The 12,431-nt window shown below is 68.4% G+C and carries 8 protein-coding genes; 4 read left to right on the top strand and 4 right to left on the bottom strand.

The annotated features are described in order from the left end of the window. Positions 1-91: 91 nt before the first annotated feature. Together BGP79_RS17030 and BGP79_RS07310 are read right to left on the bottom strand one after the other, a co-directional pair. The gene (locus tag BGP79_RS17030; protein ID WP_255363069.1) at positions 92-214 is read right to left on the bottom strand and encodes a hypothetical protein; all 123 of its coding nucleotides are present in this window, start codon (positions 212-214) and stop codon (positions 92-94) included. A 683-nt stretch (positions 215-897) separates the two neighbouring features. After that, positions 898-2,346, bottom strand: coding sequence for a CCA tRNA nucleotidyltransferase (locus BGP79_RS07310; protein WP_076694185.1), 1,449 nt, complete (start codon positions 2,344-2,346; stop codon positions 898-900). Between the two features lie 120 nt (positions 2,347-2,466). Between BGP79_RS07310 and BGP79_RS07305 the strand changes: the two genes are divergently transcribed. The 4 genes from BGP79_RS07305 to trxA all read left to right on the top strand — a co-directional run bounded on the left by BGP79_RS07305 (position 2,467) and on the right by trxA (position 7,088). Then, positions 2,467-2,970 carry an NUDIX hydrolase gene (locus tag BGP79_RS07305; protein ID WP_076694183.1) on the top strand — a complete coding sequence of 168 codons (504 nt, stop codon included), beginning with the start codon at positions 2,467-2,469 and terminating at the stop codon, positions 2,968-2,970. A gap of 47 nt (positions 2,971-3,017) precedes the next feature. After that, positions 3,018-4,760 carry a murein biosynthesis integral membrane protein MurJ gene (gene murJ, locus BGP79_RS07300; protein ID WP_233121251.1) on the top strand — a complete coding sequence of 581 codons (1,743 nt, stop codon included), beginning with the start codon at positions 3,018-3,020 and terminating at the stop codon, positions 4,758-4,760. 184 nt (positions 4,761-4,944) lie between these two features. Then, on the top strand, positions 4,945-6,594 hold the full coding sequence (locus BGP79_RS07295) for a hypothetical protein (protein ID WP_076694181.1): 1,650 nt from the start codon (positions 4,945-4,947) through the stop codon (positions 6,592-6,594). 167 nt (positions 6,595-6,761) lie between these two features. Further along, positions 6,762-7,088 carry a thioredoxin gene (gene trxA / locus BGP79_RS07290; RefSeq protein ID WP_076694179.1) on the top strand — a complete coding sequence of 109 codons (327 nt, stop codon included), beginning with the start codon at positions 6,762-6,764 and terminating at the stop codon, positions 7,086-7,088. Between the two features lie 2,240 nt (positions 7,089-9,328). Here trxA and BGP79_RS07285 read toward each other — a convergent pair. Continuing rightward, entirely contained in the window at positions 9,329-10,531 is a 1,203-nt protein-coding gene (locus tag BGP79_RS07285) for a ParB/RepB/Spo0J family partition protein (protein WP_369800179.1), read from the bottom strand. Between the two features lie 761 nt (positions 10,532-11,292). Then, positions 11,293-12,150, bottom strand: coding sequence for a ParA family protein (locus BGP79_RS07280; protein WP_076694727.1), 858 nt, complete (start codon positions 12,148-12,150; stop codon positions 11,293-11,295). Between the last annotated feature and the right edge of the window lie 281 nt (positions 12,151-12,431).

Here is a 12,431-nt window from a genome sequence, read left to right as displayed (position 1 = left end):
GGCCCCGGTCGGGGTCGGACGGCGTCGGGTGGGCCGGGCACGACGCGCGTGCCCGGCCCACCGGACGGTCTCGGTTTCGAGCCTACGGCAGTCACCGGATCTGCATCCGGTGCAGCGGGTGCAGGTGATCGGCCGGGCGCGTCGGCGAGGGAGCCTCGGCCGGAGCGGCCAGGGCGACCAGCAGCCGGTGGAGCAGGCGAGCGAGCGTGTGCATCGTGTCCTCCTCTCGGGCACGAATCGGAATGAGGCGTCGCCCCGACCCGGGATCGGGCAGCACGACATGGCCCCGGCGACGGCGAGAAGAAGCGTCGAGGGCACAACGGAGAAAGCGTGAACAATGGCGGCGGGAACGCACCGGAAATGCCCGGACAGAAATGGGCGTGCGCCATCACGGAAAGAGGAAGCGGAATAAATCGAGCGATATCCGCCGATCACCTGAACCCAGGTAGGGGTGAGGCGATCGGACGAGATCGATGCTCGATCGATCAGGACGGCGGCCGCCCGCGACCCGGCAACGACGACGCGCTCGGCGCACCACCGGTCGAGTCGGCGGAGGTCGTCAGCGAGTCAGCGGCTCAACTGAGCGGTGCGACTAGTCAGCGGTGCGACTACCGAGCGGCACGACGGCGGGTCGAGCGGCACGATCGGCCACGGGACGCAGGGCCACCAGTACGGTGGCGTCGGGACGGCTCTCAGCAGCCGCCCGTAAAGCCACCACGCCGGCGGTCAGCAGTCATGGTCGGAAGAGAACGACGGATGATCATCACCTGGCTGCCTCCTTGGGACATCGACGTGGCGGGAAAGGCGGGAAAAACGTTCTCCCGGCCGGTGAATTCCGTCAGGGAATCACCGGAATCGACAGTACGGCATCATGCCGGAAGAAAGCAACGGTCGGCGCTATTCTTTTTCGTCCTTCGCCGGCGTCATGAATTCGTCGTGATGCTCGGCCCACCAGCCGCGCAGCAGTTGTTCCACCTCGTCGGCCGGAAGAGGACCCTGATCCATCCGCACGCCGAGCAGGTACTGGTACGCGCGGCCCACCACGGGCCCCGGCGGGATGTCGAGGATGCGCATGATCGCAGTGCCGTCCAGGTCCGGACGGATGGACGCCAGCTCCTCCTCCTCGGCGAGGGCCGCGATCCGCTGCTCGAGGTCGTCGTAGGCGAAGGCGAGCCGCTCGGCCTTGCGGCGGTTCCTCGTGGTCACGTCCGAGCGCGTGAGCCGGTGCAGCCGCTCCAGGCTGTCCCCGGCGTCGGTCACGTACCGGCGCACGGCGGAATCGGTCCAGCCCGCCTCGCCGTAGCCGTAGAACCGCATGTGCAGCTCGACCAGGTGCGAGACCGCCTTGATCGTGTCCTTGTCGAAGCGCAGGGCCCGCATCCGCCGCTCGGTCAGCTTGGAGCCGACGACGTCGTGGTGGCGGAAGCTGACCGCCCCGCCGGGCTCAAACCGTCGCGTGGCAGGCTTGCCGACGTCGTGCATCAGGGCGGCGAACCGCAGCACGAAGTCGGGCCCGGGCACGGGTCCGTCTGGTCCGGTCTCCAGCTCGACGGCCTGCTCGAGCACCGTGAGGGAGTGCTCGTAGACGTCCTTGTGCCGGTGGTGCTCGTCGGTCTCCAGCCGCAGGGCGCTGACCTCGGGGAGGATCCGGTCGGCGAGGCCGGTGGAGACGAGCAGGTCGATGCCGGCGCGCGGGTCGCGGCCCCGGATCAGACGCACGAGTTCCTCCCGCACGCGTTCGGCGGAGACGATGTCGATCCGGTCCGCCATCGCCGCCATCGCGGCCTGGACGTCGTCGTCGACCGTGACCATGAGCTGGGAGGCGAAGCGGGCCGCTCGCATCATGCGCAGCGGATCGTCGGTGAAGGAGGACTCCGGACTGCCGGGCGTGCGCAACCGGCGTTCGTGCAGGTCCCTGACGCCGCCGAACGGGTCGACCAGGTCGAGGGAGGGCAGGCGCAGCGCCATGGCGTTGACCGTGAAGTCGCGGCGGGAGAGGTCCTCGGTGAGGGAGTCCCCGAAGGCGACGACCGGCTTGCGGGAGTCCGGGTCGTACGCCTCGGCCCGGTAGGTGGTGACCTCCAGCGTCAGGCCGCGCCGACGCATCCCGATGGTCCCGAACTCGCGCCCGATCTCCCACCAGGTGTCGGCCCAGGGCTTGACCAGGGCGACGATGTCGTCGGGTCGGGCGTCGCTGGTGAAGTCGAGGTCCGGGGAGGTGCGGCCGAGGAACAGGTCGCGGACGGGGCCGCCCACGAGGGAGATCTCGTGGCCCGCCGAGCGGAAGAGGTCACCGAGTTCCAGGACGACCGGGTCGATCCGGTTCGCGTCGATCAGCTGCGCCATAGTCCTTCAAGGGTGCCAGACGGCCGGGCCCCCGCGCGCCGCGACCGGGGCACGCAACCGGGTGCCGGGCCCGGCCCGGCGGGTTCAGGCCGGGATGCGATCCTCGTTACAGTGGGGGGCATGGCCCATCCCGTCCCCAGCGCGCCGAAACGGAACTCCTTGTTCGTTTCCGCCGCGCTGCCGACGGTCGAGGAGGTGTCCGCCGGCGGCGTCGTCGTCGACCTGGAGGACGACGGCCGGCGCGTGGCCATCATCGCCCGGATCAACCGGGGCGGTCGCCTCGAGTGGTGCTTGCCGAAGGGCCACCCCGAGAACGAGGAGAGCGCCCAGGAGGCCGCGACCCGCGAGATCGCGGAGGAGACGGGCATCGAGGGCCAGATCATCGCCCCGCTGGGGAGCATCGACTACTGGTTCACCGTCACCGGACACCGCGTCCACAAGACGGTGCACCACTTCCTGCTGCGGGCGATCGGGGGCGACCTGACGATCGAGAACGATCCCGACCACGAGGCCGTCGACGTCGCGTGGGTTCCGCTGGCCGATCTCGCGGCCCGCCTGTCGTTCCCGAACGAACGCCGCATCGTCGACCTCGCCCGCGGGGTCCTCGCCGACGACCGGGGCTGAGCATGTCGGATCGGCCTGACGCCGCCGAACCTGAGACGATGACGACGATGTCCACCGACGAGCGCGCCTTCTCCCCCGAGGGGAACACAGCACAGAACACGGCAGGGAACTCGCCGGAGAACCCGCCTCCGCCACCGACCGCCGCCCGTTCCAGCGCCATCATGGCGGCCGGCACGCTGGTGTCGCGGATCCTCGGCTTCCTCAAGGTGATCGCGCTGGGGTACGCCCTGAGTGCCACCTCCGCGCTGTACGACACGTTCTCGGCGGCCAACAACCTCCCCAACCTCGTCTACGTCATGCTCGCGGCCGGGGTGTTCAACGCGGTCCTCGTGCCGCAGATCATCCGCGCGAGCAAGCAGCCGGACGGGGGCGTGGACTTCACGAGCCGGCTGGTGACGCTGATCGTCCTGCTGCTCGCCGGCCTGACCGTCCTCGTCACCCTCGGCGCCGGCGTGCTGATGCACCTGACCACCCAGGGGTGGACGGACGTGCAGCTGAACCTCGGCATCGCCTTCGCCCTGTGGTGCCTGCCCCAGATCTTCTTCTACGGCCTGTACGCGACGCTCGGCCAGATTTTGAACGCCCACGGGCGGTTCGGCTGGTACATGTGGGCGCCCGCGGTGAACAACGTCGTCGCCATCGCCGGCCTCGTGGTGTTCGTGCTGACCATGGGCCGCAACGGTGACGCGACGCCGCACACGGTGGCGACCTGGACCCCGGCCCAGACGGTGCTGCTGGCCGGCAGCTCGACGCTCGGGGTGGTGTGCCAGGCGCTGATGCTGCTCTGGCCGCTGCGCCGGCTGCGCCTGGGGCTGCGGCCTCGGTTCGGATGGCGCGGCATCGGCCTGGCCGCCACGGGTCGGGTGGCCGGCTGGACCATCCTCACCATGATCGTCAGCAACGGCGTCTTCCTCTTCGCGACCTACCCGACGGCGTCGATCGCATCCGGTGCGAAACGGGTCGGCGACAACATCGCCGGTCAGGGCGTGCTGGACACGGCGAGCATGATCTACACCCTGCCGCACGCGATCGTGGCGCTCTCGATCGCGACCGTGCTGTTCAACCGGATGTCCGCCGCCGCATCGAGTGGCGACGTCGTCGCGGTCCGGGCGGCTCTGTCCCGGGGACTGAGGACGACGGCCGTGGCGACGGTGTTCGGTGGGGCCGCGCTGCTGGTCCTCGCCGGTCCGCTCGGCATGCTGTTCGCCGGTGGCCGGCCGGCCGACGGCGCGATCATGGGGCAGACCGTGGTGCTGCTGGCCGTCGGGGCCCCGTTCTTCAGCATCGCCTACCTGATGGGCCGCGTGTTCTACGCGGAGGAGGACGCCCGCACGCCGTTCTTCATCCAGTGCGGCCTCGCGGTCTTCGGGATCGCCGCCGCCGTCGGCATCCAGGTGGCCTACCACGCGGGCGTGCTGCCGGCGAGCCGGCTGATCTTCGCGCTCGCCCTGAGCTACACCGTGCAGAACATCCTGGCCGTCGTCATCACCCACCCCCTGATCAAGCGCCGGCTCGAGGGCGACTACGACGGGGCCCGGATCCTCGACTCCCACCTGAAGATGAGCATCGCTGCGCTCGTCTCCGCGCTGGTCGGCGGCGCCCTGATGCACCTCGCGGGCGGGTTCACGGTCGGCGGCTTCCCCTGGCACAACCTGCTCACCGCGTCGGTGACCATCGCCGTGACCGGGCTCGTCATGCTCGGCGTCTACCTGCTGTTGCTTCGCGTGCTGCGGGTGCGGGAACTGGGCAGTTTCCTCGACCCGATCCTCGGCCGTCTGCGCCGTCGCTGACCGCGGCGCGGGGTGACGAACCGGCGAGGTACGGAACGTCTCCTGGACCGGCCCACCGGTGTTCGATGGCGCGCCGCGCCGCACCCGAGCCGCAGGGTCGGCCTTCGGTAGGATCGGAACGATCATCGACTGATCGGTGGGTCCGGCCGGTCCCGCCGTCCACCGAGAGGAAGCGGGAATCTCCGTGACGCAGCCTGTCGACGTCGGCGCCATGCTCGGCGGACGTTACAAGGTCACTGGACAGGTGCTCGTGTCGGCCGACGCCGACTACGTCTTCGACGGTGTCGACCAGACCCTCAGTCGCAAGGTCTCGATCCTCGTTCCGGCCGAGGAGCACGCGGAGGACATGGCGCACCACGCTCGCCAGGTGGCCGTGGGCGAACGCAGCGACCCGCTCCAGGTGCTCGACCTCGGTCGCACCCAGGGACACCCCTACCTCGTCACCAATCGCGCTTCCGCCGCCGAGCTGCTCGACCTGCTGCTCGCGGAGGAGGCCGCCGAGTCCGACGACGATCACCACGACGGCCGGCCCTTCGACGTCGAGCGCGGCGTCGGCGCCTCGGCCGCCCCGGCCACCGAGATCACCCCCGTCTCCCGCTACCGGCCCGAGGAGCGCGACGAGGACGATCGCCGGCTCGAGTCCGAGATCCTGGACGACGACGAGTCGGGTGACCGGGCCCAGGACGACACCGACGTCCGGCCCGCACGTGGCCGTGGCCGCTGGGGCCTGGGCCGCTTCGGTGCCGCGGCCGCCGCGGGTGCGGCCGCCGGGGCGATCGGGTCCCGGGGGCGCACGGCGGCGCCGGAGTTCGAGCGCGATGACAGCGCCGACGCCGTCGACACCACCTCGTTCGACACGATCGACCACCGCGGCGACACCGACCAGGGCGACGCGGACTACCGGGACGCCGACTACCGCGACGAGGGCGAGACCTGGGACGAGGACGGGTACGACGACGAGAACGGCTATGCCGACGTCGACGACCGTGACCGTCGTGAAGACGACCAGGCTGATCTGGACGACGACCTGCGTGACGACGAGGATCTGCGCGATCGCCGTCACCGGGACGAGGCGTGGGACGACGATGCCGCCGCCGGCGCGACGGGTGCCGGTGCCGCGGCGGCGGGAGAGCGGTACGACGATGACGACGACGAGCTGGAGGACGACGACCGCGAGAACGACCCGCGCTTCTCCCGTGCGCTCGTCGGGCTGCTCGTCGTCGCGCTGATCCTGGCCGGTGTCTTCTTCGTGTTCACGCAGCTGGGCAACCTCACCGGTGGAGGGACCCCGGCCGCCCAGGCGTCGTCGGGAAGCGCGCCCGCCTCCGCGGCGGCCACGCCCCGTCCGTCCGGCGCGTCCAGTACACCCGCGGCACCGACCGCTCCGCCGCGCATCATCGGCGTCGCACGCGAGATGAAGAACAACCAGTACCCGGACATCGCGTCGCTGGACCGCCTGCTGCCCCGCCTGTACGACGGCAACGACACGACCGACTGGTTCAGCTCGACGTACTCCAGCCCGGCTTTCGCCGGCCTCGCGGACAACCTGGCGCTGGTCTTCACGCTCCAGCAGCCGGCCAAGGTGTCCCGCGTCGACATCACCCAGCAGGGTGGTCAGGGCGGCAGCTTCCAGATCATGGTCAACGACCAGCCGACGATCGACGGGGCGCGGCAGGTGGCGCAGGGCAGCTTCACCTCCCCCAACGTCTCCGTTCCCCTGCCCGGTGGCACCCCCTCGGGCAAGTTCCTCATCGTCAACTTCACCGAGCTTCCGCGCATCAACGGGGGGCAGTACCCCTACGGCGTGCGGATCAGCGAGATCGCCCTCAGCTGACGTCGGATGCACCGACTCGGGCGGTGTGGACGCAGTGTGGATAAGACTGTGGATTTCCGCATCGGAATACCGGCGGTGGACGCGCCGTTGAGCAGACAGAAGGTGATCGACCCGCCGTGCAGACACAGCCGGCACCGATCACCGCGACACTCACACGAGGAGGCACCATGAGCAACGCCAAAGAGGTCACCGATAGCAGCTTCCAGGCCGACGTCCTGCAGGCGGACAAGCCGGTGATCGTGGACTTCTGGGCAGAGTGGTGCGGTCCGTGCCGCATGCTCTCGCCGATCCTCGATCAGATCGCCGAGGAGCACCAGGGGAAGGTCGAGGTCGTCAAGGTCAACGTCGACGACAACCCCGGTGTCGCCTCGAAGTACGGCATCACCTCGATCCCCGCGGTCTACGTCTTCAAGGATGGCGACGTGGCGGCCACCAGCATCGGCGCCCGTCCGAAGCAGCACTTCGAGCAGGCGTTCGCCGAGTTCCTCGGCTGACACACTCGGTCGGTTCAGGTCATCGCGACCAGGGACCGCTGGAGCATGACGAGGGGGCGGGGTCCGACGGACTCCGCCCCTTCTGCTGTGTCAGGCCTTCCGGCGGCCACGGGTCCCGATCTCTCCACAATTCACCATGGCGCTGTCGATCAACTGAGATCGCTTTATTCTGGCGCTCTTGGCCTGTGCACTAGCCGATTGACGGTGACGGCAACGATTGGCCGGCGTCATCGACTCTCAGGTCGCGCGGTGTTCGAACACTGATGTCCTCGTCCGCCGTCCTCGGCCCACCGTAAGGCCTGAGTTCTCCTGCCGTCGGCTGGAACCGACAGCCGGGGATGATTCACTCGATGAGGCCGGTGTCACCGTGAGTCGATGCGAGCGTGGCCGGTACGCGGGATTCATCGGCGGTCGCCCGGCTGTGTCGTACGCTGCTCGTGACGGTCCCATAATGACGAGCTGTACGCCCGTCACCCTGCCGACCGTCATGTGTCCTGACGAACGACGAGCTTGATCGGCCGGTATCAAGCCGTCGGCCGCTGCGCGCGTGACCTTGCCCTGGGCCGCCGGCGCCTCGAGAATCTTGCGCTCGACTTGCCCACCAATGCACGACCCCGCTTCGGTCCATGGGCCGTCACCGACGGTGCACCGTGTGCGAGAGGCGCACGGTGTTTCACGTGAAACACGCTGCGAAGTCGACGGTCGGGTACAGCGCGTGGCACCTACGCATGTTCGCCATCGTCCTGAACAAGCTGGATGGTCTGCTGATGGGAGCAAGGCCGAGTGGCGAAGCGTGGTCATCTCGTCATCGCGCGATGGAGAGGTCAAGGCGCCGAGGATTCGGGGACAGCCCGGCCTGCCGGGAGATTCGATGCGGCCGCCTGGCACCGGAAAGAGCTGCCCGTGTGCAGCGCGCGGCCGGCAGCTATCAGTGGGCGCTGCCCACTCGCCGGCATTCATGTCGGCTGCCTCCGACACCGCTACACTCAAGCAGGCCATTCGGCCCTCATGTGCACGAGTCCTCGCGTCGACGTGGCGATCGATATCGGGAAGTGGCCTCGGACCGCTTCCCGCACCACGGCTAGGGTCCGACGACATCCGGGCAGCTGGGCGTCGGCACGAACGGCCTGGCCGTCGGCTATAGCGTGCCGAGGACCGATTCCCTGAACAGACGGGGCGTGTGCTCGGTTTCACGTGAAACCGACCGCGGCGTCCTCCTTGAATCGATGATCGGGGTTTGAACTGGCTGACTATCGACGTTTCACGTGAAACACACTACCGGGCTCACTCACGGCGCCTGCCACGCCACATCCAGGCTCAGCACACCAGCGGATCGCGACCCATTGTGCGATCAGCGGCGAAGCTCGACGTGATCAGGGCACAGCGGCGAGCTTCAGGAGCATCTCGGCGATAGGTCGGATAACCAGGACGGCCACCTCCGCGGGAAACCGTGCGATGGACAGCGACCGCACCGCCTCATTGACCGAACTCTGACAAGAACCAGCGGCCCGATCACGGCTGTCGACACACGTCGGCGGTATGTCCATCACGTCTGCAAGTCGTCCGCCGACCGTAAGTTTGACGCCATCACTGGCGTGCGGCGGCCGCAACGATCATCCACCTGGTTTTCGAAGGAACCCGCGTCCTTTGGCAGTCGCGGTAACACCCCGATTCCGCCAGTATGCTCGGCTCGACGCGCTACCCACACGGGCCAAGGGCGCGACCAAGAAGCGTCTGGTCAGAAGAGTGCTGATGCCATCGCGACACCCCTGGCGCTCAAGCAGAGCCGACAGCCCCCGCGCCTGGTTGAACCGTCATGTTTCACGTGAAACCGACCGGAGTCTGCACATGCGCCCCCAGCACTCGCTGCACTACGTCATCGATCATTGGCACTGGTCTGTGGCCGGCGCAGCAGACACGCGGGCGGTGCCTCATCGGAGCATCAACCATGACGATCCGTTGGGTCATCGTGACGGTTTCACGTGAAACGCCGAGGCGCTTGGCGGCGGCTGGCGCGGTCATGAACCCCAAGTCGACCAATAAGCTCTGTGGCAACAGCGTCAAGGACAGATACGGAAACGATCGATGAACCGCGCAAACAACGCTCCTGGACCGTGCGCCGTGCTCGGCCTTCAGCCGGTACCGCCAACGATCGTATCGAATTGAGGCCACCCCCAACCCACCTGGATACGAAGAAGGTCCAGTTTCACGTGAAACAGGACCTTCCGTGGTGATGCAGACTACTGGCGAACGTCCGGGCTGATCATGTCGATGATGCGGTTCAGATCCTCGACACTACCGAACTCGATGCTGACCTTCCCCTTGCGCGCCCCCAGGCTCACCTTGACGCTGGTGTCCAGGTAGTCGGAGAGCGATGTCGCGAGGTAGTCCAGACGCTCATGACGCACGGAGTTCCTCGGGCTCGACGCTCGAGGGGCTCGCTTCAATCCGTCCGACAGTGCCACGGCTTCCTCGGTCGCTCGCACGGACATGCCCTCGGCCACGATGCGCTGAGCCAGCTTCTCGATCTCCGCGGCGTCCGCGAGCGACAGCAGCGCCCGCGCATGGCCGGCGGACAGCACACCAGCTGCAACCCGACGCTGGACCAGCGGAGGCAGCTGCAGCAGACGAAGCGTGTTCGAGATCTGCGGACGCGACCGGCCGATCCGCGTGGCCAGCTCTTCGTGCGTCGTAGCGAAGTCGTCGAGCAACTGCTGGTAAGCGGCAGCTTCTTCAAGTGGATTCAGTTGACTGCGATGCAGGTTCTCGAGGAGCGCGTCGCGCAGCATGTCGGTGTCGTCGGTAGTGCGCACGATGGCAGGGATCGTGTCCAACCCGGCCCGCTGGGTTGCACGCCACCGACGCTCGCCCATCACCAGCTCATAACCGGTTCCGGTCGTGCGGCGCCGCACCACGATCGGCTGCAGCACCCCGATCGTCCGGATGGAGTGGACGAGTTCACCCATCTCGTCCTCGTCGAACACGGAGCGAGGCTGGCGCGCGTTGGGTTCGATCTCTCCGACGGGGATCTCCGCGAACACGGCACCCGGGACCTCGACGAGCGTTTCACGTGAAACCTCGGTCTCCGTGTCCTGCACGCTTTCCCCGACGTTGTCCACAGATGTGGACAGTGCCGGGGAACGATCGTCGCGCGCGTCCACGGATGTGGAGGGAGAAGCGGACGTCGTGTCCTCGTCGTCGTCGTTCGTTTCCGACGCAATGTCTTCTTCCGGCGCGGTTGTGCGCGGACCGAGCGAGCGACCCGCTCGACTGCCTCGGGCCAGCGCGTTCTCCATCGCCTCGGCCGAGACGGCACGCCGACCGCGTCGGTTAGGTGACTTCCCCGACCTTGCGGCGGCGGACGGGTCGTCTGCCTCGTTCTCGTTCGCCTGGTCCTCGTCCGCACGGGCACGGGTCGGTGCACCGTCGAAGAAGATATCCACGGGGCGCTTCGGTCGAGAGGTTCCGCCCCGCGGCGCCTCGCCCCGCGTTGTGGAAGCCGAATTGTCGTCCACTGCCGGCGGCGCCGCGTCCTCGGCCGGCGCGTGACTCCTCGGGGGAGTGCGTCGACGATCAGCGGCCTTCGATGACGCCGAACGGGTCGTCGTCTTCTCGGCTGCGGCCGGCCCCGACACTGGGGCATCAGCGCGGTCGTCGTCGTCCACCGTGACCGACGCCTGAGCGGTCGTGCTGGTGGGCTCCTCCGTCGTCGTCGGGAGGTCCGCCGCGTCGGCGGTCGCCGGAGCTGCGCCCGCGTCCTCCTGTGGTGTCGAAGGGATGAGCGCACCCAACCCGCGTCCGAGGCCTCGTCGCCGTTCCGCCATGTGTGCCGTCCTGTCCTACCGCCCTGAAACGTACCGACTCAGTCTAGTGTTCAGGATCCCGGGCCGCCCGCTGCGCCACCTGTCCGCTGTCCGCACGACTTCCTGCGCTGGCATGCTGCGGGATCACGAAGATCAAGTGAAGACAGTTGATCAACAACCTCGAGCAGCATCGATGGTCGCGGTTTTCAGGGATCCCATCAAAGCCGCGAACGCCACCGGTAGCCACCGCAGCGACCGGTCGCACCGACAATCAGGCATTCATGACCACCGACACCACGGCACTCTGCCTCGACCCATCCAGGGCGACGTCTCACGAGAGCCGGCGCGGCGCCCTCCTGGGGAGCAGGAGGTTCAGCAACCTCGCGGCGGGCGGAAGGCGATCAGGAGGAAGCGGAACGCTCGTTGATCTCCGTCGCCGCTTCCTGGTAGGACAGCGCACCGGAGGAGGAGGGGTCGTACGTGATGACCGTCTGCTGGTAGCTGGGTGCCTCGGAGATCCGCACCGAACGCGGGATCACGGCGTCGAGCACCTCGTGCGGGAAGTGCTCGCGCACCTCGGCAGCCACCTGCGCGGCCAGGTTGGTGCGGCCGTCGTACATCGTCAGCAGGATGGTCGAGACCTTGAGGTTCGCGTTGAGGTGCTTCTGGATCATCGAGATGTTGTTGAGCAGCTGGCTCAGGCCCTCGAGCGCGTAGTACTCGCACTGGATGGGGATCACCACCTCGCGGGCGGCGACGAAAGCGTTGACCGTGAGCAGCCCCAGGCTGGGCGGGCAGTCGATGATGACGTAGTCGAGCCGCTCCTGGCCGCTGTCCGCCCGGTGGGTCTCGTACTGGTCCAGCGCGCGGCGCAACCGCTGCTCCCGCGCCACCAGCGATACGAGCTCGATCTCGGCACCGGCCAGGTGGATGGTCGCCGGCGCGCACAGCAGGTTCTCGATGTCGGGGCAGGGCACGAGCACGTCCGCCAGGGGCACGTCGTCGAGCAGCACGTCGTAGATGCTGTCGACGTCGGCCGAGTGGGGGATGCCGAGCGCAGTGGAGGCGTTGCCCTGGGGGTCGATGTCCACGACCAGGACGTTCAGCCCCGCGCGCGCCAGTGCCGCGGCGATGTTGACCGCCGTCGTCGTCTTGCCGACGCCGCCCTTCTGGTTGCTCACCGTGAGGTAACGAGTGGCCGGCGGGCGCTTGATGTCCTTCGCCTTCAGCCGCTCGCGGCGACGGTTCTCGTTCGCCAGCTGACGGGCGAGCGGGGTGCTCTCGTCCGTGGCGGGCGACGGAGCCGCTGCCGGAGCCGCCGCCGCAGGTGCGGCCGGGGTATCGGTGGCTACCGGGGTGATGGCATCGGCGGCGTCCTCACCGGTCGATCCGTCCGTTGACGCATCGGAGGACGACGTCGGCCGATCGGCCTCGTCGGATTCGGCAGCGGCGGCGTCGGGGTCTACGGAAGCCGGGTCGGCCGACGTGGGCTCTGCTGCGGGGGTCGCGTCGACGGTCGGTTCCGCCGCGGCGCCAGCCG

Source organism: Tersicoccus sp. Bi-70 (assembly GCF_001968825.1).
In the GTDB taxonomy this organism is placed as follows: Bacteria; Actinomycetota; Actinomycetes; order Actinomycetales; family Micrococcaceae; genus Tersicoccus.
Note: the sequence above shows the minus strand (reverse complement) of the source record. Positions and strands in the feature narration are given on the sequence as shown.